The organism is Actinomadura darangshiensis (genome assembly GCF_004349235.1).
GTDB lineage: Bacteria > Actinomycetota > Actinomycetes > Streptosporangiales > Streptosporangiaceae > Spirillospora > Spirillospora darangshiensis.
On record NZ_SMKY01000003.1, the window covers coordinates 48,636 to 69,544 of the forward strand.

Here is a 20,909-nt window from a genome sequence, read left to right on the forward strand (position 1 = left end):
AAGGCGCCGCTTGTGTATTGATCCATACTTTTCCGGACAAGTCAGGCGTTACCGTTGCCTCAGGTCCGTCTATCCGCGGAGGGCCGGGCATGACGACCTATCTCAGCGGGGCGAGCATCGGGGGCGACTCCGTCTCCGGCGACAAGATCGTTCACCTGACCGCGGCGCCGCAGGAGCCCGACGCGCCGCCCCGCCAGCTCCCCCCTGACGTTCCCGGGTTCACCGGACGCCGGACCGTGCTGGCGCGGCTCGGTTCCCTGGTGGAGGCCGGCGGCCCGGCCCCGGTGATCATCGCGCTCACCGGCATGCCCGGCATCGGCAAGACCGCGCTCGCGGTGCACTGGGCGCACCTGATGTCGGAGCGGTTCCCCGACGGGCAGCTCTTCCTCGACCTGCGCGGTTACTCCAAGCGGGGCGCGCTCTCCTCCCGGGAGGCGCTCGGCCAGGCCCTGCGGACCCTGCGCGTCCCGTCCGACCGGCTGCCGGTCGACGAGGACGAGCTCGCGGCGCTCTACCGGTCGCGGCTCGCCAACAAGCGCATGCTGATCGTCCTGGACGACGCCGAGGACCCGCGGCAGGTCTACCCCCTGCTCCCCGGCACCTCCTCGTGCGTCGTCATCGTGACCGCCCGCCTGAAGCTCACGGCCTTGGTGGCGCGTTACGGCGCCCGCGCAATGGCACTCGACCTGCTGTCCGAGGCGGAGGCGCTCGACCTGGTCGGCGAGGTCGCCGGACGCGAGCGGACGCAGCAGGAGCCGGCCGCCACGGCGGCGCTCGTCCAGATGTGCGCCCGGCTTCCGCTGGCACTGCGGGTGGCCGCCGCGAACATCGCCACGCGGCCGCAGCAGTCGGTGGCCGACACCGTGCACGCCCTCGCCGAGGGCGACCGGCTGTCGAAGCTCGCCATCGGCGAGGACCCGGGCGAAGCCGTCGGCGCGACCTTCGACCTGTCCTACCGGGGCCTCGCCCAGGAGACGCGGCGCGCGTTCCGGCTCCTCGGGCTCGTCGAAGGACCGCACGTCGCCCCGGAGGCGGTCGGCGCGCTGCTCGGGGCGACGCCGGAGGCGGCACGGCGCCTCCTCTACCGGCTGGAGACGGCCGGCCTCGTCCAGGCCATCGGGGGCGGGCGCTACCACCTGCACGAACTCCTGCGCGAGTACGCGCAGGGGCGCTCCCTCGCGGAGGACTCCCCCGTCGTCCAGACCGCGGCCATCCAGCGGCTCGCGACGTGGTACCTCGCCACCGCCCAGCAGGCGGGACGGTTCCTCGACCGGTACCGGCGGACGATCCGCCAAGAGCTGACGGCGCCGCCCGTGAACCCGGACCCGGCCGAGCGGGCCGGCCACCTCGGCTGGTTCGCCGCCGAGCAGCCGAACCTGACCGCACTCGTCCGCCAGGTCGCCCGGCTCGGCTGGGACCAGTTGACCTGGGAGCTCGCCGACGCCGTCTACGACTTCTTCGAACTGGGCCGGCACTGCCACGAGAACCTGGACGTGCACCGCCTGGGCCTGGAGGCGGCGCAGCGGGCCTCGAACCCGCTCGCCCGCTTCTTCATGCACCACCACATCTCGGTCAGCCATCGCGAACTCGGCCGGACGACGGAGGCGCTCTGGGAGGCCGCGGCCGCCCTCCAGCTCAGCATCCGGCTCCAGGACCGCTACGGCGAGGCGGCCGTCCTGGACAACCTGGCCCGGACGCACCTCCAGCTCAGCGACTACCGCATGGCGCTCGAACTGGGTAGGCAGGCCCTGAGCATCCGCCGCGAGATCAGCGACCGCCACGCCGAGGCCATCACCCTCGACACGCTGGCCCGCGGCTACCAGGGGCTCAGCAGGTACGACGAGGCGTACGGCCACGCCGAGGACGCGCTGAAGATCCGCAAGGAGATCGGGGACCTCAGAGGCGAGGCGGAGACGCTCGACAACCTGGCCCGCATCTACTACGGCACCGGACGGATCGGCGAGTCGCTCGCGTTCACCGAGAAGGCGTTGAAGATCCGCAAGGAGATCGGGGACCGGCACGGCCAGGGGGAGACGCTCGCGTTCCTCGCCTACCTCCACATGCGCATCGGCCGCCACGAACAGGCGTGCGACCACATCGAGCAGGCCCTCGCCATCCGGCAGGAGGTCGCCGACCCGCAGGGAGAGGGGCAGGCGCTCGTCCACCTCTCCACGATCCGGCGGCGGCTCGGCCGGTTCGAGCACGCACTGGCCACCGGCCTTGAGGCCCTCGACATCCTCCAGCAGATACGCGACCGGCACGGCGAGGCGGAGGCACTGGACAACCTGAGCCGCTGCTACCGGCGGCTGGGCATGGACGAGCAGGCGCGGGCGGACGCGAACCGTGCGCTCGCCCTCCGCCGGTCGATCGGCGACCGCCTCGGCGAGGCCAACACGCTGAACGCGCTCGGCCTCATCGAGCTGCACGCCGGACGGCTCGGGCCGGCCCGGCGGGCGGCGAAGCTCTCGCTGCGGCTCTGCAACCGGATCGACGACAAGCGGGGCCTGGCCGGCTCCCTCGACCTGCTCGCCAAGATCTACCTTGCGCTGGGGCTCTACCGGAAGGCGCTGCGCACGGCCGAACGCTCCCTCACCGTGGCCGAGGAGATCGGACAGCGCTACGGGCAGATCATCACGCTGAGCGCGATGGGCGAGATCCTCCGGCGGCTCGGCCACGCCGACGAGGCGCTGGCGCACGTCCTGGTCGCGCGGGATCTGGCGGAGCAGGCGGGCGACCGGCACGAGGAAATCAACATTCTCCGGTTGCAGGCGAAGATCCATACTGACTTGGGTCAGGCGGACGAGTCACGGGCCGTCGCGGAGAAAGCGGCGATCAAGATATTAGATCTTGGGCAACTTCCGTAGAATGTCCCTTGTGTGGGCTATTGTGCGTATTTTGGGCGACTAAATTCCCATACCGCACCTATCAACGGGACCCGTGTGGTGAAATTGGCGTCCGAGCCTACGTGAGGCACGGGTTAAATCACCGAGGACATGCCTTGCTCGCTTCAGATGACCGTTTTCTCACTTGCCGCGAGGTTCTGAGATGGCATTACGATCATCGGCGTCCGCACTTCCTGGGAGCTCCCCGCCGGAACTACAGCCTTCACTACACGTACCGGCACGACGGCCGGACGTACGTGGTCTCGAAAGTGCGCAGGGAGTCAGGGCGGGTCCCATTCGATCTGCAGTTCGCGATCATGCGCACGCTGGGCGGCGACCGTTCGGCATTCGTGGTGCACCCCCCGGTCGCGTCCCGATGGAAGGGTGGCCGCGACTGGGTGACGGGGCCGGTCAACCACTGGTTCGTCCGCGGCTACACCCGGCACGACAGGGTGCCGGACTGGCTGGCGGCCTCGCTCGTCGAGGACGCCGCACGGAAGCTCGCGCTCGTGCATCGGGCCTCGATCGCCATAGAGCCGGGTATCCTGCGCCTCCCCGGCCACGCCCTGCAGCTCTACGACTGGGCGCTGCCCGATGTTCTCGGACACATCGACCACCTGGTCACCGACATGCGGAGGCGGGAACGGGATCCCGGGCACATCAGAACGGTCTGGGCCGGACTCCACCGGCTGCGAGCCGAGCGGCCGGGACTGGCCCTCGGGCCCGAGGGGCTCACCCATCACGATCTGCGGCCGGAGAACCTCCTCGTCAGGGACGGCGAGGTCGTCGAAATCATCGACTGGGACCGGGCGCACTGGGACGTCCAGTGGTACGACGTGGCCTTGGCGGGTCTCCATCTCGCGTCCCTGCGTCCGGCGGATCCGCGCTGGGATCTGACACAGGTGTTCATCGACGCCTATGGGGCCGAGTCGGGGTTCCGCCTTTCGGTGGACGCCCTCGCATGGTTGTTCCGGTTCACGGCCATTCGCAATTTCGCCCTTACGCGCTCGCCGGGGAAATGGGCCCGGCTGCTCCATGGCGTCGGGGAGCAGTGGGGCGACGGCTCAGTGCTCGTGGATGATCTTGTTGCCTAGGACCATGTCGCCGTGCACCTCCACCTTGCCGCTGAAGACGGTGGTGCCCTCGGGGCCGTCCGGGTGGGGTGACGCGGGCGCCGGCGCGGGCGCGGGGACGGGGCTCCTCCCCGTCACGTACATCCAGGCGTCGGTGGTGGTCTCCTTGACCGTGATCGAGACGCGTTCGAAGGCGCGCGGGTCGATCGGGCCGTGCAGGTGCGCGACGAAGGCGTCGTAGACGAACGGCGAGACGATGAAGCCGAGGTCGGCGCCCGAGTCGGCGAGGGCCGCCTTGAGGACGGGGGCCTCCAGGAGGCGGGCCGTCTGGATGATCACGTGGCCGTTGAGGCCCTCGGCGTCCGGGGTGACCGGCCCGACGTGCAGGGCGACGCGGAGCTGGACGCGGACGGCCCGGCTCGCGCGGTGGTTGTGCCGGCGGAGCGCGACGGCCAGGTGCCCGGCGAGCGGGTCGACCAGGGTCGCGGTCGGGACGGCCGGCGAGACGATGACGAGGGCGCCGTCGCCGCGGTCCTCGCGGTAGGTGGCGGAGGGCGGGACGCCCGACGCCTCCAGCGCGGCCAGCAGGACGGCATAGGTCACTTCGCGGACGACCCGGCGGTCGTCGTCGTCGCGGGACGGGTCGCCGAACCCGGCGACGTCGCAGAACAGGACGGAGCAGTTCAGCCCCGTCCAGGTCGCCGGGGTGCCGGCGGGCGCGCGGTCCAGCGGTGCCTCCACGCTTCGAGTGAACCCCCGGGACCGCCCGCTGTCCATGCCATGGGTCACAGAACATTCCGGAGTGTTATGACCTGGTGGCATTACCCGGATTAGCCCAGTGGTGGGACTTTTATCGCATTCCCTCGCCTCTCGCGCGGGGTCCCCGCCCGGCAACTCCCCCGGCCCCGGAGGGGACTCGCTCCTCCCGCGCGGAGACGCCACGGTGCGGGCCGGGAGAAACGGCGGAAGCATGAGAACGCGTACCCGACCCGCCCGGGGACGCCGGCGGCTCGCGGCCGGTGCCGCGGGGGTGGCCGCGGCCACCCTCGCGGCGTCCACCGCGGTCGCCTCGGCGCAAGAGCTGCCGATCACGCAGCAGGTGCAGCAGCAGAACCAGTGGTGCTGGGTCGCCAGCGGGCTGACGATCGCCAAGTTCTTCGGCAAGGGGAACGTCAGCCAGAACGACTTCTGCAACCTCGGACGCGGCTATCCGCAGGGCAGCCAGTGCCCGAACCAGGCCGGCTACCTGGAGTACGACCAGCGCGCCTACCAGGCGCTCGGCCTCTCCCCCGGCCAGGTCAGCGGCCCGCTGTCCTACAGCGGCGTCACGGCCGAGATCGACGGGCAGCGGCCCATCCTCACCGGCATCTACTGGACGGCCGGCGGCGGCCACGCCCAGGTCATCTACGGCTACTCCGGCCAGACGATCTCCTACGGCGACCCGTGGCCGTCCAGCCCGCGGTACGGGGAGATGTCCTACAGCGGCTACGTCAGCAACGGCCAGTTCCAGTGGGGCCAGGCCCTGTCCAGGATCGGAGGCTGACATGCGGTTCACAGCGAAGGTCGCGGCCGGAGCCGCGATCGGCGGGACGGTCCTGATGGGCGGTACCGCGGCGATGGCGTCCGGTCCGTCCTCCGACGAGGCCGCGGCCGCGAAGGCCGCCGCGGCGCCGGCGGCGCAGCAGAAGCTCGGGCGGTTCTTCGTCCATCTGGACCAGCACAACCGCGGTCAGCTGACGAACCAGGGCGTGTCCAAGGCGGCGGCGCAGGCCAAGGCGCCGAAGCTCCAGGGGCACGTCCAGCGCGTCTACTCGCTGAACCCCGCGTTCGTGAAGGGCGGTCAGGACGCGCCCGTCGCGACGTTCGCGTACATGGCGGTCGGCGCCACGTCGGCGAGCGGGCAGCGGGCGACGATGTGGCTGACCGGGTCCGGTGCGAGCTGGACGGTCATGAACATCATCTCCGGGACGGCCGAGGCGGTGTACCCGGCGAAGGCGCAGGGCGGCACGGTGTTCACCGAGCCGCAGATCCACGCGTGGTACCGGCTGAAGGACGGCCGGGTCACCGCGCTCAACGACACCGCCGCGTCGTCGGTCGGCAAGTCCGGCGTCACGGTGGCGGCGTACCGGAGGCTGGTGCACACCCGGTACGCCGACAAACTCCCGGGCACCGCTTACCAGCGGTCCGGGAAGCTCGGCGGCTACTCGCCCGCGACCGGCGTCAGCGATCCGGCGCCGGACAGGGGCCCGGCGCCCGCTCTGCTGGCGCTCGGGGCGGGCGGCGCGGTGACCGCCGCAGGCGTCGTCCTCGTACGGCGCCGCCGCCAGGGCAGCTACTAGCCGCCCTTCCGCGGGTCCCGGGGACCGCCCCCCTCGCCGGGACCCGCACCGGCGTCCGTCCCCGCCCCCGCTCCCGAAAGGGCGGGGACGGGCAGCGCCGGGTGCGCCTCGGGATGCTCGTCCCACCAGGTGCCGTACTCGCGCTGGGCCCGGACGAGGTCCAGGTAGACGTCGTTGAAGACGCCGCGCAGCCGCCCGGCCGCCTGCTCGGCCTCGGGCCGCCACATCAGGACGACGCGCTGGCCGAGCGGGTCGCCGGTGATGCGGCGGAACGCGACCCCGTCGCGGGGGCTCGCGGTCGGCTGGTAGATGCCGATGGCGCCTCCCGACCGGATGAACGACGCCGAGATCTGCCAGTCGGTCGCCCAGTACCGCACCCGCGGCCGGAACCCGGCGCCCGCGCAGACGCCGCGGAAGTAGGCGGGCCAGGGTCCGTCGTCGAGCGGGTCGTCAATCCAGTCCTGGTCGGCGAGGTCGTCAAGGTCTACTGTGGCGCCGGCGGCGAGGGGGCTGGACGACGACATCCCGACGAGCTGCGGCTCGCACTCCACGAGGACGAGCCGTTCGAGGCCGTCGCGCGGCCGCGGGACGCGGTCGACCGGCTCCTGGAACAGCCCGATGTCGAGGGTGCCGGAGGCGAGCAGCGCGGGGATGCGCCCGCCGCCGGGATCGACGCGCAGGTGCAGCCGGGACTCCGGGGACAGCGAGCCGAAGTGGTCGCTGAGGCGGGTCAGCGCCGGGCACGCCTGCACCCCGACCCGCAGCATCGGCATCGCGGACGGGTCGCGGAGCCGGTGCGCGAGGGCGGCGTTGAGGTCGTCGATGCCGGCGAGCGCGGCGCGGGCGCGGGTGGCGACCTCGGCCCCGACCGGGGTCGGCGTGACGCCCTCCGGGGACCGGACGAACAGCTGCACGCCGAGGTGGCCCTCGACGCGGCGGAGCAGGGTGCTGACGGCGGGCTGGGTGAGGCCGAGCCGGGCGGCGGCCTTGCTGATGCTGCCGGTCGCGGCGATCGCCTCGATCATCCGGAGGTGATGGGGGCCGAGGTCCACGATGCGCTCCTGACCGTGTTATCGCCCCGTCCAATAGTCCGGTCGCATCGTAACGCCGGACCGGCCCCGGCAGAATGGAAATCCGTGCCAGGCCGAAATCGAGTCAGCCGCGGGCGCCGTGGTTGCGCAGCTCGCGGGGGCTGACGCCGAAGCGCCGCCGGAACGCGTGGCTGAGCGCGCTGGCGGAGGAGAACCCGGTCGCGTGCGCGAGGTCGGTGATGGTGACGTGCCGGTCGAGCGGGTTGCGCAGCCGGTCCCGGACGAGCCGCAGCCGCTCCTCGCGGATCAGGTCGCGCGGCGTCGTCCCGGCCCGCTGCAGCGCGAGCTGCACCTGGCGCAGCGACCAGCCGAGGTCCTGCGCCATCGCGGCGCCGGTGAGGCCGGGGTCGGTGGCGTGCTCGCGGACGTGGCGGCGCACGACCGCCTCCACCTCGGCGAGATGGCCGGGCGCGTGCGCGTCGCCGGCGCGGTCCCCGGCGACGAGCAGGCACAGCAGTTCGGTGATCCGCTCGCAGGCGGCGTCGAACTGCGGCGCGGAGAGCGTCCCGCGCTCCTCGCCGACGGCCCGCACCATGGCGGCGACGACGCGGCCGAGGCCCGCGGACAGGTCGAGGCCCGGCACCGGGACAGGCGGTCCGTGCAGCCGGCCGTCCATCTCGTGCGCCGGGATCGTCATGACGAGCGCCCTGGCCGGCCGCGGCTGGACGACCCGGAACGCCGCCGGGGCGATGAGCCCGCCCGTGCCCGGCGCGAGCCGCGTCTCCAGGCCGTCCTGCGTCATGAGCAGCTCGCCGCGCAGCGGCAGCAGGAACCGGTAGCCGCGCGCCTGCCCGGCGGTGCGGACGTACTCGGCGCGGTCCGGCGGGTACGGGACGAGCCGGTAGGCGGCGCCGCTCCGCCGGCCGGGCCCGCCGAGCGCGTCGTCCACCGCAGGCCCTCCCACCGAAGATCGCTCCCGCGTGAGAGTAGTACGCACGCCACCGGCGAATCAGGCGAATACCCCGGAAAGTGACGTGAATCAGACGGTGGGTGATCTTGCAATGCGCCCGGCGGCAACATCTCTGCGCGCGAGCACAAGCGCATCCCCGCGCACCCGTCCTACGGTGCCGAAACTGCGGCCTCTTCGCGCCGCCCCCCAACCCCACCAGCCATGAGGCGGTCCACCGGGTGTCGTGGAACCGGCCGGTCCACCTCGCCCGATTCCTGCACCGAGGATCTGATGGAGCCATTCCTCCTGGCGGCGCTCGTCGTCGTGGCCGGCGCCGGCATCGCCGCCGCCGTCCAGCTGGTACGGCAACGGCAGGCGACGGCCGGCCTCCGCGAGCAGAACGCCGTCCTCGCCCGCGGCCTCGACCTGCGCGAGAAGGAGCTGAAGCACCTCGCGGACGTCCGGCTGCCCGAGCTCATGGAGTCCCTGCACAACCCGGGCCTGCGGGTCGCCGGCCCGCTGCACGACCTGGACCGCGAGGCCCCCGCCTACGGGCAGGCGCTGACGACGGTGACCGAGCTGTTCGCCGGGTCCGCCGCGCGCGTCCGCGAGCGGGCCGACCTGTCGGCCAAGTCGACGCTGCGCGCGATGATGCGCGCCGTCCAGAGCCTCGCGAACGAGCAGCAGCTCGCCATCTCGCACATGCAGGAGCGCCACGACGACCCGGACGTGCTGGAGGACCTGCTCCGCATCGACCACATGAACGCCCAGCTCGGCCGGCGCGCCCAGGCCACCGCCGTGCTGTGCGGGTCGTGGCCGGGGCAGCAGCGCTCGGCGTCCTCGATGAGCGACGTGGTGCGCGGCGCGACCGGCCGCATCCGCGACTACCTGCGCGTCAACCTCCAGGGCCCGGTGAACACCGCGGTCACCAGCCGGGCCGTGGAGCCGATCGTGCTGACCCTGGCCGAGCTGCTGGACAACGCGGCCCGGCACTCGCGCCCCGACACCACCGTCGAGGTCAACTTCCAGCCCACGCACAACGGCGTCGCGATCATGATCGACGACGCGGGCGTCGCGATGGACACCGAGGAGTTGCAGCGCGCCGCCGACCTGCTGTCCGGCGACGCGTCCGTCGACATCCACCGGCTCGGCGACCCGCCCCGCGTCGGGTTCGCGGTGGCGGGCGTCCTCGCCGCCCGGTACGGGTTCCGGGTGTCGGTCGACACCCGCTCCCCCTACGGCGGCGTGCGGGCCGTCGTGTTCGTGCCGGCCGCGCTGCTGGCCGACCTGCCCGACGAGCGGCGGCCCGGACCGGCCGCCTCGGCCCGTCCGGCCGAGGAGCAGGAGCAGGAGCAGACCGCGCCCGCCGCCGGGACGGACGTACCGGCCACGGCGGGCGGGCTGCCGAAGCGCAGCCGCGTCGCGGTCGCCGAACGTCCCGCCGACGCGGCAGGCGACACGGCCGGCGGCGGCCCGGAGGAGGCCGGCGCCCGCGGCACCGGGGAGTGGCCGGCGGCCCGGCCGGCCCGGGAGACCGCCGCGGGCCTCGGCGCCTGGCAGCGCGGGACACGGTCCGGCCGCGCCGCCGCCGCGCCCGACGCGGACGGCCCCGGCATCGAGAGCAAGGACCTGCGGCCATGAACGAGGGGTGGAACGGCGCGATGGACGACGGTACGAACCGGCTCGGGTGGATGCTCGACGATGCGCTGCGGATGCCGGAGACCCGCTACGCGATCCTGCTGTCCGCCGACGGGCTGCTCATGGCGCACTCCGAGCGGATCAGCCGGGACGAGGCGGAGCGGCAGGCTGCGGGCATGGCGGGCCTGCAGTCACTCGCCCGCAGCACCGCCGAGTTCTGCGGGAACGCCGACACCACCTGGCGGCAGACGGTCAACGAGTTCGACGACGGGTACGTGTTCCTCGTCGCCGCCGGCCCCGGCGCCTACCTCTCGGTGTCGGCGACGCAGCGCGTCGACATGGAGACCGTGTCGTTCCGGCTCCAGGAACTCGTGCAGCGGCTGGGCAAGGAGATGACCAGCCCGCCGCGTCCGGGCGCGGGCCGTCCCGCATGAGCCCGCGCCGGAACGAGCGGTCCCTGGTCCGCCCGCACGTCGTCACCGGCGGCCGGGCGCACCCGACCCGCAACGTGTTCGACCTCGTCACCCTCGTGATCGCCGCCGGCGACCTGCCGCGGGCGGGCCTGTCCCCGGAGAAGCTCCGCATCGTCGAGCTGTGCCGCGGCGGCGCGCTGTCGGTCGCCGAGATCGCCGGGCACCTCGGCCTGCCCGTCGGGGTCGCCAAGGTGCTGCTGTCCGACCTCGTCGACAGCGGGCACCTCACCACCCGGGCCACCGCGCCCGCCGCCCAGCAGTCCAAGGTCCGGCTCCTGCAGGAGGTGCTCGATGGACTCCGCGCTCGCCTCTGACACGCCCTACGTGCGCGACAGCGTACGCACGGCCGTCAAGGTCCTCATCGTGGGGCATTTCGCCGTCGGCAAGACCACCTACGTCGGCACGCTGTCGGAGATCCGCCCGCTGCGCACCGAGGAGCGGATGACGCAGGCCGGCGCGTCCGTGGACGACCTCGCCGGCATCAGGGACAAGACGACCACCACCGTCGCGATGGACTTCGGCCGCCTCACCCTCAGCGACGACCTCGTCCTCTACCTGTTCGGGGCGCCCGGCCAGCAGCGCTTCACCCGGCTGTGGGACGACCTGGCGCGCGGCGCCCTCGGCGCGCTGATCCTGGTGGACACCGCCCGGCTCAAGGAGTCGTTCGCGGTCATGGACATCGTGGAGAAGCAGGGGCTCCCGTACGCGGTCGCCGTCAACCACTTCGACGGCTCCCCCCGGTTCCCGGACGAGGAGGTCCGCGAGGCCCTCGACCTCGCGGCGACCACGCCGCTGATCACCTGCGACGCCCGCGACCGCCGGTCGTCCACCGAGGCGCTGATCTCGCTCGTCGACCACCTGCTGACCCTCGACGCGGAGACACCGTGACCCTCGACCACGCAGACGTCCAGGCCGGGCCCGAGCGCATCGCCCTGTACGGCCCGGAGTTCGCCAGGGACCCGCAGCGCGCCTACGCCCGGATGCGCGCGCACGGCGACCTCGCCCCCGTCGAGCTGGCGCCGGGCGTGCCGGCGACGCTCGTCGTCGGCTACGACGCCGCGCTGGAGATCCTCCGCGACCCCGGCACGTTCCCGCGCTGCAGCGAGGTGTGGGAGGAGGAGGTCGGGCCCGAGTGCCCGGTGCTGCCGATGATGATGTCGCGGCCCAGCGCCCTGTTCACCAACGGCGCCGTGCACGCCCGGCTGCGGTCGGCGATCGTCGACAGCCTCGACCGGATCGACCCGGTCAAGCTCCGCGAGGACGTCCAGCGCACCGCCGACACCCTCATCGGCCGGTTCGCCGCCGACGGCAAGGCCGACCTGATCGGCCAGTACGCCCGCACGCTGCCGCTGCTGGTGTTCAACGAGCTGTTCGGCTGCCCGCACGCCATCGGCGACAAGCTCGTCCGCGGGATGAGCGCGATCTTCGACACCGTCTCCGCCGAGGAGGGCAACGCGCTGCTCATGGAGGCCGGCGACGAGCTCGTGGCGCACAAGCGCGCGAAGCCGGGCGCGGACGTGACGTCCTGGATGATGAGCCACCCCGCCGGGCTCGACGACTTCGAGATGAACCAGCAGCTCACGCTGCTCGTCGGCGCCGGCACCGAGCCGGAGCAGAACCTCATCGCCAACGGGATCCTGCTGCTGCTGTCCGACGACCGGTTCGGCGGCGACCTGTCCGCCGGCGCGCTGCCCGTCGAGGACGCGCTCGACGAGATCCTCTGGACCGACCCGCCGATGGCCAACTACGGGACCACGTTCCCCCGCCAGGACATCGACTTCCACGGGTACCGGCTGCCCGCGCACCAGCCCGTCCTGATCAGCTACGCCGCCGCGAACACCGACCCGTCCCGCTGGACGGCCGACCGCAAGGGCAACCGCGCCCACCTGTCCTACACCGGCGGGCCGCACAACTGCCCGGCCAAGAGCCAGTCCCGGCTCATCGCGTCGGTGGCGATCGAGCAGCTCCTCGACCGGCTGCCCGACGTGGACCTGGCCGTCCCCGCGGACCGGCTGGAGTGGCGGCCGGGCCCGTTCCACCGCGCCCTGACCGCCCTCCCGGTCGTGTTCATTGCACCGCCCTCGGCGTCGGGCCCTGGGGGCCCTCCTTCAGCGGGCACTGCGGCGATCGCTGCAGCGCTCCGGCTCGCCTAGCGGCTCGCTGCGCGATCAGGTTCTCGCAAGCTCGAACCTGCCTTCGGACGCGATCGCAACGCCTGGGGCTGTTGCGTGGCTGGGCCGGTGGCTGAGGAAGCCGAGCCGGTATCCCTGGCCGTTCACCGATGTGGCGCAACTTCTCCGCCTCTCGGTGCCGAACAGCGGCTGCTCGTGCCGCGTCGTCTCGGTCTGTAGCTCGGCGACCTCGCGGGTGTCGTCGTGCTCGCGCCGCGTGCGGCGCAGCTTCTCCGCCGCCTCGGTGCCGAACAGCTGCGACTCGTTGCGGGCGCGCAGCTCGGCCAGCTCCCGCTCGTGCTCCAGCCGCTGCGTCTCCTGGACGCGGGCCGCGGCCATCTCGCGCTGCCCGACGGCCTCCCCGGCCTCCGGCTCCACCAGCCGCGATCTGCCCCGCTCGGCCAGAGCCGGACGAGCTGACCACGGCCTCCTTGATCTGCACCGTGACGATGCGGAGCCCGAGCCCCTGGTCGCCGCTCTCCTCGCCCTCGGCGACACCGCGCAGCCAGGCGGTCAGCTCCTCGATGATCGGCTGCTTGTCGGACAGGACGTCCCGCACCCCCATGGTGGCGACCTTGTCCTTGATCGCGGCCTCCGCCTGCTCGCGGAGCTGGAGGTTCACCACCCGCATCGGGTCGTCGGCGTCGCCGAAGTCGAGCTTGCGGTACGCGGTGCCGAAGTCCTGGATGATCCACTGCACGTAGCCCTGGACGAGCACGCCCTGCAGTTCCCGGCAGATGCAGTACGCGTTGATCAGGATCGTCTGGGTCACGCCCGGCACCACGAGGAACGAGTCCGTGGCCGGGTTGAACCGGAACGACACCCCGAGCCCGATGTGCAGCGGCTCCGCCCGCCCGCGCCAGGTGTGCACGACGAACGCGTTCGGCGGGACGAGCACGTTCTTCCACCGCCAGAAAGCGGCAGACGGACACGACCTCCCCAGCCACCGGCTCAGCCACGCAACAACCCCAGTCGTCGCGATCGCGTCCGAAGGCAGGGGCGAGCGAAGCGAGACCCTGATCGCGCAGCGAGCCGCTAGGCGAGTCGGATGCGATGCAGCGATCGCACGCAGTGCCCGACGATGGAGGGCCCTCTAGGGCCCGAAGGAGGAGGGCACTGCAATAAATACAGCGGATACAGTAATGAACCCTCCGCCCGGGTGTGTACGTATTTCGGGCCGTGGCAACACATGAGGCGACGCAGCAGGCACCCCGGACCGACAAGCCGATGCTCGCCATCGGCGCCGCGGCGATAGCGCTGGTCGTCCTCGCGCTCGTCATCCGCCTGGGCGGGGCGTTCAGCGAGACCGCGACGCCCGGGTTGTCGCAGGCAGGGGCGCTGACCAAGGTCGGCCTCTCGGTGTCCAAGCTCGGCGGCAACGTCGCGGCCGTCCTGACCGTCGGGTGGCTGCTGGTCGCGGCCGTGTTCGTGCCCGGGTCGTCCGCTACCGGCCGCCGGTGCCTGCGCGCGGCGTCCCTCACCGCGATGGCGTGGGCGGTGTGCACGCTGGCGCTGATCGTGTTCACCGTCCTGGACCTGTTCGGGGTCGGCGTCACCCGCCTCACCGGCGACATGATGCGGACGTTCCTGATCGAGCTGCCGCAGGGCCGGGGGCTGCTCCTCGTCCTCGCCGCCGGGGTCGTCCTGGCGGTCGCGGCGAGCCTTCCCCGCGCCGAGGGCGGCGCCGGGTACCTGCTGGCGGGCGCGCTCGCCGGGATGCTCCCGCCGCTGTTCACCGGGCACGCGGCGAGCGGCGAGAACCACGCGCTCGCCGTCTACAGCCTCGTCGCGCACGTCGCCGGCGTCGCGCTGTGGGTCGGCGGGCTCGTCGCGCTCGTCACCATCGCGCCCGACGTCCGCGACCGCCTTCCGCAGATCATCGGGCGCTACAGCGCGCTGGCCCTCGCGGCGTTCGCCGTCGTCGGGGTCAGCGGCGCCGTGAACGCCTGGGTGCGGCTCGGCGGCGTCCACCTCGGGTCGCGGTACGGGGCGCTGGTCGTCGCGAAGGGCGTCGCGCTCTGCGCGCTCGGCGCGATGGGCTGGTGGCACCGCCGCGCCACGATCCCCGCGCTGCGGGACGGGACGGGCGGCCGCCCGTTCCTGCGCCTCGGAACCGTCGAGGTCCTCGTCATGGCCGCCACGATGGCGCTCGCCACCGGGCTGTCCCGCACTCCCCCGCCCGAGATCGACCCGGGCACCCTGAACGTCGTCACGCTGCGGCTCGGCTTCCCGCTGCCCGGCCCCGCCGGGCCCGGCCCCTACCTGCTGAACTGGTGGATCGACCCGCTCTTCTTCGTCGTCATCCTGGCCGGGGCCGTCCTGTACGGGGCGGGCGTCGCGCGGGTGCAGGACTGGCCGTGGCGGCGGATCGCCTGCTGGGACGCCGGGCTCCTCGTCGTGCTGCTCGCCACGTGCGGCGGGATCTCCCGGTACAGCATGGTCCTGTTCAGCGCGCACGCGCTCCAGCACGTCCTCGTCGGGGTGGTCGCCCCGGTGCTGCTGCTCTACGGGGCGCCGGTCCGGCTCGCGCTCAAGGCGCTGCGAGGCGAGAGCCGGACGCTGGTCGCCGCCACCGCCGGCAGCCGGGGGCTGCGGTTGCTCGCCCACCCGGCCGTCTCACCGCTGCTGCTCCTGCTCAGCCTCTACGCGTGGTACGTGTCGCCGCTGTTCGCGCCGTCCCTCGGCAACCACGCGCTGCACTCGCTCGCGCTGGCCGTCTTCCTGGTCATCGGGCTGGCGTACTTCCACGGGACGACGGGCACGCTGATGCCGTTCGCCGTCCTGCCGCTGCACGTCATCGCCGGGCTCGCGCTGATGCGGAACGGGACCGTCCTCGGCGGCTGGTACGAGCACCTCGGCCGCCGCTGGGGCGCGTCACCGCTGGACGACCAGCACCTCGGCGCCCTGCTGCTGTGGACGCTCACCGCCGCGTTCACCCTCGCGGTGGCGGTGGCCCACGAGCTCTACTGGCGGGGGCGCCGGTCGACGACCCGGCTGAGCGCCTCCACCACCGTCGGGTCGTACTCGGCGGCGGAGTCCAGCCGCAGCCGCTCCAGCACCGCGGCGCCCCTGTCCCGGTCGGCGGAGTCGCCGACCAGGTCGTCGTAGGCGTTGGCGACCTTGATGATGCGGCCGGCGAGCGGCGGCGGGAGCGGCCGCTCCCCCGAGTCGGCGACGGGCTCGCGCCCCGTCCGGTAGGGGTGCGACGACAGCTGGACGATGTGCGCGACCCGGTCCAGGACCCCGGTCTGCTTGATCACCTCGGCGCCCAGCTCGGCGATCCGGCGCTGCTCGGCCGGGGACGCCAGCACGGTCGCGCCGCCCGGGATCGGGTCGCCGAGCGACAGCTGCCCGATGTCGTGCATGAGGGCCGCGTACTCCAGTTCGAGCAGCTCCTCCTCCGACATGCCGAGCTCGCGCCCCATCTGGACCGCGAGCATCGACACCCGCCGCGAGTGCCCCGTCTCGACGTACCCGCCGACCTCGGTGACCCGCGACAGCGCCCGGACGGTCTGCAGGTACGTCGCGCGGATCCCGGCGTAGCGGCGGAACGCGAACTGCGTCACCAGGATCGGCACCGTGAAGATCAGCAGGGCGGCCTCGCCCATCGCGGTCGTCGCGACCGCGATCAGCATGGCGGTCGCGCTGGTCGCGGCGCACAGCGCCAGCTTCGCGTCGATCTCGTCGCGCAGCGCGATGCCGAACCGCGCCCGCACGGTCTCCGCCCGGATCATCGCGGCGATCAGCACGTCGGTGAAGCAGGACAGCACCACCACCAGGCACATCACAGCGAGCAGCAGCTGCCAGGCCAGGTCGAGCGACAGCAGCGGGCGGAAGCACAGCGCGACGACCGCGACGGTGAACAGCCGCCGGGCCATCGCGTCCGGCCGCGGCGAGCGGCCCACCGCGACGTGCGGCAGCGAGCCGATCAGCATGCCGGCCGCGGTGACGGCGACGACCTGGAGCGCCGAGTGTCCGGCCGCGACCACGCCGAGCCGCGCGTCCGGGCCCGCGCCCTCCGGGCCGACGCCGACCAGCAGCGCGTAGCCCATCGCGCCGGCGCTGGCGATCGGCGCGACCTCCCGGTTGCCCGGCATCACCATGCGGAACAGCTCGCCCAGCGAGATCAGCACGCCGAAGATGATCGCGATGTCGGGCTGTTCGAGCCCGACCGCCGCGACCTCGGTGATCGCGACGATCACGAACAGCCCGGCGGTGGCGATCAGCAGCAGCTGGCCGGAGTCGATGGTCTGCCACGCCGCCCGCTCGCGGTCGCGGATCTGACTGCTCATGAACGTCCCGTCACCAACGTCCCGTCATCAACGTCCTGTCACCGGCGCGCTTCGTCGCCGCCGGCGACCCGCAGCGGCGTGCTCGGGTCGTCGTGGTCCTGCTGGGTGGTCTCGACGATGTCGTCGTCGGGCAGGACGACCGGCCGCGGCGGCTCCCAGCCGTCCCGCTCCAGCGCCTGGAGGAACGCCTCCACCATCGCCGGGTCGAAGTGGTCGCCCATCCCCCGGCGCAGCTCCTCGATGGCCTCCTCCTTGGTGCGGGCGGCCCGGTAGGAGCGGTTCGAGGTCATCGAGTCGAACGCGTCGGCGACGGAGATGACCCGGGCGAACTCGGGGATCTCGTCCCCGGCGAGGCCCATCGGGTAGCCGCGGCCGTTCATCTTCTCGTGGTGGTGCATGATGCCGGCGAGCGCCTCGTCCAGGAACCCGATCTCCCGGACGATCTCCAGCCCGCGCATCGGGTGCAGCTGGATCGCGGCGAACTCCTCCTCGGTGAGCGAGCCGGACTTCTGCAGCACCTTCGTCGGGACGCCGAGCTTGCCGACGTCGTGCAGCATCCCCGCGTACCGGATCGCCTCGACCCGGTCGGCGCGCATCCCGATCTCCTGGGCGATCATCACCGAGCCGCGGGAGACGCGCTCGGAATGGCCGCGGGTGTAGAAGTCCTTGGTCTCGACCGCCTGGCAGAGCGAGGCGAGCGTCGCGGCGTGCGCCTGCTGCTGCGCGTACGCCTGGTCCATCGCCCAGCGGGCGATGAACAGCGGGAGCAGGACGAGGACGGCGGCGAACGGCCCGACCCCCGGCCACAGCCCGGCGATCAGCAGCCCGACCATGCCGTAGCCGAGGCAGCCGACGGCGAGCTGGCCGTACTCGTGCAGCAGCTCGCGCGGCGCGGCCTGCCGGCTGGCGAGCAGCACCCCGGCCATCAGCGCGAGGTTGACCAGGACGAAGGCGACCAGCGCGCCGAGGAACGGCCCGATGACGTTCTCCACCCAGCGGGCCTGCTCGGGGTGGAACCGGTCGCCGCCGAGGAGGTTGAAGACCGTTCCGGCGATGAAGCCGCTGAGCGCGAACTGCGCGCCGTTGAAGACCCGCTTGACCGGGGCGAAGAACCGCTGCCCGGTGACCAGCGCGCACAGGCCGAGGAGCGCGGCGCCGACCGGGCCGAGCAGCACCACCGAGGCCAGGCTCGCGGCGAAGCTGAGCGACACCCTGGCCCGCGTGATGTTCAGCCGCGCGGGCGCCGAGTCGCAGATCAGGAACAGCAGGGCCAGGACGGCCAGCTTGGTCCAGTCGAGATCCGCGAAGGACGACGTCGCGATGAGGCCCGCCGCGAGGGCGACCACGCCGCAGACGTACGCCCAGGCAGCGAGAGGTAGTCCACGCATTTGCCGCCCCTCGGGGAGTGACTCATGGCGGGCCGCCGCCGGGCTCGCACGTGCCTGCCGGCACCTACACCCAGGACACGCCCTTGGTCATCATCAGCGACGACGACAGGACGCTCGGGCGCCGGCCGTGTCCGTCCGGCGTCACGCGCTTGCGCATGGCTCCTTGCCTCCCCCCCAGCCGAACCGGGCCGTCCGGCCTGGCGGCCGGCCGCCTGGACCGGTGCGGTCCAGGTTTCCCGGGCGAGCACATACCCCGAATTCCCGGGCGTGCACGTGCTCCCGTCGCTGATTTCGGCACAAGCCTAACGCGAACTGCCCAGGTCACACAGGCATGCGGGAAAACGTGAGCAAAGAGTGAACCAATCGTCACCTTTAGTGATCAATTGTCCCGGCGGAAAGCGCCCGTACCGCCATGGCAATGCGCATGCACAATCGAAATGCACGTGCATCTGCGATCGCACATTGATGGGCCAAGGAAAGGCCGGAAAAAGACATCCGACCGGTTTACGGCAAGTGGACCATTCAGTCCCGCGAAGCGTTCCGCTCCCGCGCCCAGGCGACCGTCTCGGCGAGCCCCTCGGGCAGGCCCACCGCCGGCTCCCAGCCGAGCGCCTCGCGCGTCTCGCGCGGGTCGATGGACATCGCGGGCAGGTCGCCCAGCCGCGGCGGCGCGAACTCCGGGTCGTCCGGCGCGCCCGCCGACCCGGCGACGAGCGAGTGCAGGTCCCGGTCGGTGGTCTGCAGGCCGGTGCCGACGTTGAGGCGCCGCCCGCCGCCCGCGTCCCCGGCCGCGCGGGCGAACGCGTCGACGACGTCCAGGACGTAGACGTAGTCGCGGGTCTGCGAGCCGTCGCCGAACACCTTGGTCGGACGGCCGGCCAGCAGCGCGTCCGTGAAGATGGAGATGACCCCGGCCTCGCCCTCGGGCGTCTGCCGCGGCCCGTAGACGTTCGCCAGCGTCAGCGTCGTGAAGTCGATCCCGTGCAGCTGCCGGTACATCCCGGCGTAGATCTCGCCGGAGACCTTCGACGCCGCGTACGGCGAGGCGGGCCGCAGCTCGGCGTCCGCCGGGACGGGCAGCGCGTCCGGCACCCCGTACACCGCGCAGCTGGAGGTGAACACCACCTTGCGGGCGCCCGCCGCCCGCGCGGCCTCCAGCACGCCGGCCGTCCCGACCACGTTGGTGCGGGCGTCGCCCAGCGGGTCGGCCACGCTGAACCGGACGCTGACCTGCGCGGCGAGGTGGCAGATCACCTCGGGACGGCGGACCGCCGCCCGCTCGGCGAGCGCCGGGTCGGCGACGTCCATCTCCCACAGCTCCACGCCCGGCCGGACGTTGGCGCCGGACGACATGTCGTCCACGCCGATGACCTCGTGGCCGTCCGCGACGAGCCGGTCGACGAGATGGGACCCGATGAATCCGGCCGCGCCGGTGACGAGTGCGAGCACCCGAAGAAGATACCGGGGCTCAGGCGCTCTCGGACTTGTCGGCCCCGCCGGACGCCTTGATCTCGCCGCAGATCTCCTCGATCCGGCCGAGCACCTTGGCGCGCAGGTCGGTCGGGGCCTGCTCGCAGCCGCAGGACTTGTTCACGATCTTCTTGACGGCCTCTTCGAGCCCGTACTCGCGCAGGCAGGGCCCGCACTCGTCGAGGTGCTGGCGCACCTCGCCGCAGCCGCCCTGGTCGAGCTCACCGTCGAGATAGGTGTAGACCCGGGCGAGGACCTCGTCGCAGGGCGTCTCGTGGTGGTTGCCGCAGCTCATGATGATCCCCTGCTCGCTCGGGTGAGCCCGCGCTCGTCAGCGTAGTCCTCCAGCATGCCGCGCAGCTGGCGCCGGCCGCGGTGCAACCGGGACATCACCGTGCCGATGGGCGTGCCCATGATCTCGGCGATCTCCTTGTACGCGAACCCCTCGACGTCGGCGAGGTACACGGCGATGCGGAACTCCTCCGGCAGGTCCTGCAGCGCCCGCTTCACGTCGGAGTCGGGCAGGTGCTCCAGTGCCTCGGCCTCCGCGGACTTCAGCCCGCTGGAGGTGTGCGACTCGGCGCGCGCGATCTGCCAGTCCTCGATGTCCTCGGTGGCGGCCTGCTGGGGCTGGCGCTGCTTCTTGCGGTAGGAGTTGATGAACGTGTTGGTCAGGATGCGGTAGAGCCACGCCTTGAGGTTCGTGCCCTCCTTGAACTGGTGGAAGGACGCGAACGCCTTGGCGAAGGTCTCCTGGACGAGGTCCTCGGCGTCGGCCGGGTTGCGCGTCATGCGCAGCGCGGCCGAGTAAAGCTGGTCCAAGAACGGGAGCACGTCGCGCTGGAAACGTTCTTGGCGCTGCTCCACGGTCTCCGTGGTGCCCGGGACCTGACCCACCTCCTCGGCTGTGGCGGCGCCCTTGCCGGCGCCGTACCCCACAGACGATATCGGTCCCCGCGGCCTGCCGACGCGTGCGGGTGCCCGTGCGTCGCCGCCGGACGCCGGCGCGCCGGCTCTCCGCTGCTGGTCGGCGACGGCTGTGGTCATCGGCATGCACCTCCGCTGTGGTGGGCTGTGAAACGGTGCAACACCGAGGTGCGCGCGCCGATTCCCCGGCCGGGGCGGCGCATCGGCCACCGGGTCGTCCGACTCGTCCCTCACTCAGGGTGATGAGCGGGCCCGGACGGGGAAAGATGTGACGTA

At 72.5% G+C, this 20,909-nt stretch carries 18 protein-coding genes and 2 pseudogenes; 10 read left to right on the plus strand and 10 right to left on the minus strand.

The features are described 5' to 3' along the window. The first annotated feature begins 89 nt into the window (after nt 1–89). A complete protein-coding gene (locus E1293_RS01275; RefSeq protein ID WP_132192866.1) occupies nt 90–2,864 on the plus strand; it encodes a tetratricopeptide repeat protein in 2,775 nt (924 codons plus the stop codon). Between the two features lie 335 nt (nt 2,865–3,199). Beyond that, entirely contained in the window at nt 3,200–3,976 is a 777-nt protein-coding gene (locus tag E1293_RS01280) for a phosphotransferase (protein ID WP_132192868.1), read from the plus strand. Here E1293_RS01280 and E1293_RS47230 read toward each other — a convergent pair. Beyond that, the gene (locus tag E1293_RS47230; protein WP_165978037.1) at nt 3,947–4,696 is read right to left on the minus strand and encodes a hypothetical protein; all 750 of its coding nucleotides are present in this window, start codon (nt 4,694–4,696) and stop codon (nt 3,947–3,949) included. The genes E1293_RS01280 and E1293_RS47230 overlap by 30 nt on opposite strands. 229 nt (nt 4,697–4,925) lie before the next feature. Between E1293_RS47230 and E1293_RS01290 the strand changes: the two genes are divergently transcribed. After that, on the plus strand, nt 4,926–5,498 hold the full coding sequence (locus tag E1293_RS01290; protein WP_132192870.1) for a papain-like cysteine protease family protein: 573 nt from the start codon (nt 4,926–4,928) through the stop codon (nt 5,496–5,498). A 1-nt stretch (nt 5,499) separates the two neighbouring features. After that, on the plus strand, nt 5,500–6,294 hold the full coding sequence (locus E1293_RS01295) for a hypothetical protein (protein ID WP_132192872.1): 795 nt from the start codon (nt 5,500–5,502) through the stop codon (nt 6,292–6,294). Here the strand turns inward: E1293_RS01295 and E1293_RS01300 are convergent. Together E1293_RS01300 and E1293_RS01305 are read right to left on the minus strand one after the other, a co-directional pair. Then, nucleotides 6,291–7,346 (minus strand): LysR family transcriptional regulator, encoded by a 1,056-nt coding sequence (locus tag E1293_RS01300; RefSeq protein WP_132192874.1) that lies wholly within the window; start codon nt 7,344–7,346, stop codon nt 6,291–6,293. The genes E1293_RS01295 and E1293_RS01300 overlap by 4 nt on opposite strands. 103 nt (nt 7,347–7,449) lie before the next feature. Then, complete coding sequence (locus tag E1293_RS01305) at nt 7,450–8,274, minus strand: helix-turn-helix domain-containing protein (protein WP_243715951.1); 825 nt, start codon at nt 8,272–8,274, stop codon at nt 7,450–7,452. 291 nt (nt 8,275–8,565) lie between these two features. Between E1293_RS01305 and E1293_RS01310 the strand changes: the two genes are divergently transcribed. Genes E1293_RS01310 through E1293_RS01330 form a run of 5 tightly spaced genes read left to right on the plus strand, consistent with a single transcriptional unit; the run spans nt 8,566 to nt 12,538 of the window. Continuing rightward, nucleotides 8,566–9,915 (plus strand): ATP-binding protein, encoded by a 1,350-nt coding sequence (locus E1293_RS01310; RefSeq protein ID WP_132192878.1) that lies wholly within the window; start codon nt 8,566–8,568, stop codon nt 9,913–9,915. Next, complete coding sequence (locus tag E1293_RS01315) at nt 9,912–10,346, plus strand: roadblock/LC7 domain-containing protein (RefSeq protein WP_243715952.1); 435 nt, start codon at nt 9,912–9,914, stop codon at nt 10,344–10,346. Before E1293_RS01310 ends, E1293_RS01315 begins: the two co-directional genes overlap by 4 nt. Then, nucleotides 10,343–10,699, plus strand: coding sequence for a DUF742 domain-containing protein (locus E1293_RS01320; protein ID WP_132192880.1), 357 nt, complete (start codon nt 10,343–10,345; stop codon nt 10,697–10,699). The genes E1293_RS01315 and E1293_RS01320 overlap by 4 nt, the downstream gene beginning before the upstream one ends. Beyond that, nucleotides 10,677–11,273 carry a GTP-binding protein gene (locus tag E1293_RS01325; RefSeq protein WP_132192882.1) on the plus strand — a complete coding sequence of 199 codons (597 nt, stop codon included), beginning with the start codon at nt 10,677–10,679 and terminating at the stop codon, nt 11,271–11,273. The genes E1293_RS01320 and E1293_RS01325 overlap by 23 nt, the downstream gene beginning before the upstream one ends. Continuing rightward, nucleotides 11,270–12,538: a cytochrome P450 gene (locus tag E1293_RS01330; RefSeq protein WP_132192884.1), complete on the plus strand. Its 1,269-nt coding sequence runs from the start codon at nt 11,270–11,272 to the stop codon at nt 12,536–12,538. Before E1293_RS01325 ends, E1293_RS01330 begins: the two co-directional genes overlap by 4 nt. Before the next feature lie 15 nt (nt 12,539–12,553). On the opposite strand, the gene E1293_RS49175 is transcribed toward E1293_RS01330, so the two are convergent. Both E1293_RS49175 and E1293_RS50620 read right to left on the minus strand, forming a co-directional pair. Then, nucleotides 12,554–12,934, minus strand: coding sequence for a hypothetical protein (locus E1293_RS49175; RefSeq protein ID WP_132192886.1), 381 nt, complete (start codon nt 12,932–12,934; stop codon nt 12,554–12,556). A gap of 109 nt (nt 12,935–13,043) precedes the next feature. After that, a pseudogene (locus tag E1293_RS50620) lies at nt 13,044–13,454 on the minus strand (SPFH domain-containing protein); the annotation flags it as partial. Between the two features lie 818 nt (nt 13,455–14,272). Between E1293_RS50620 and E1293_RS49185 the strand changes: the two are divergent. Beyond that, nucleotides 14,273–15,469, plus strand: a pseudogene (locus E1293_RS49185) (bifunctional copper resistance protein CopD/cytochrome c oxidase assembly protein); the annotation flags it as partial. Between the two features lie 50 nt (nt 15,470–15,519). On the opposite strand, the gene E1293_RS49190 reads toward E1293_RS49185, so the two are convergent. The 5 genes from E1293_RS49190 to E1293_RS01370 all read right to left on the minus strand — a co-directional run bounded on the left by E1293_RS49190 (nt 15,520) and on the right by E1293_RS01370 (nt 20,753). Next, on the minus strand, nt 15,520–16,848 hold the full coding sequence (locus E1293_RS49190; protein ID WP_132192890.1) for an HD-GYP domain-containing protein: 1,329 nt from the start codon (nt 16,846–16,848) through the stop codon (nt 15,520–15,522). A 38-nt stretch (nt 16,849–16,886) separates the two neighbouring features. After that, a complete protein-coding gene (locus tag E1293_RS01355) occupies nt 16,887–18,236 on the minus strand; it encodes an HD-GYP domain-containing protein (protein ID WP_132192892.1) in 1,350 nt (449 codons plus the stop codon). 522 nt (nt 18,237–18,758) lie between these two features. After that, complete coding sequence (locus tag E1293_RS01360) at nt 18,759–19,685, minus strand: NAD-dependent epimerase/dehydratase family protein (RefSeq protein WP_132192894.1); 927 nt, start codon at nt 19,683–19,685, stop codon at nt 18,759–18,761. A gap of 19 nt (nt 19,686–19,704) precedes the next feature. Further along, the gene (gene rsrA, locus E1293_RS01365) at nt 19,705–20,001 is read right to left on the minus strand and encodes a mycothiol system anti-sigma-R factor (protein WP_207938609.1); all 297 of its coding nucleotides are present in this window, start codon (nt 19,999–20,001) and stop codon (nt 19,705–19,707) included. Then, complete coding sequence (locus E1293_RS01370; protein WP_243715954.1) at nt 19,998–20,753, minus strand: sigma-70 family RNA polymerase sigma factor; 756 nt, start codon at nt 20,751–20,753, stop codon at nt 19,998–20,000. The genes rsrA and E1293_RS01370 overlap by 4 nt, the downstream gene beginning before the upstream one ends. Between the last annotated feature and the right edge of the window lie 156 nt (nt 20,754–20,909).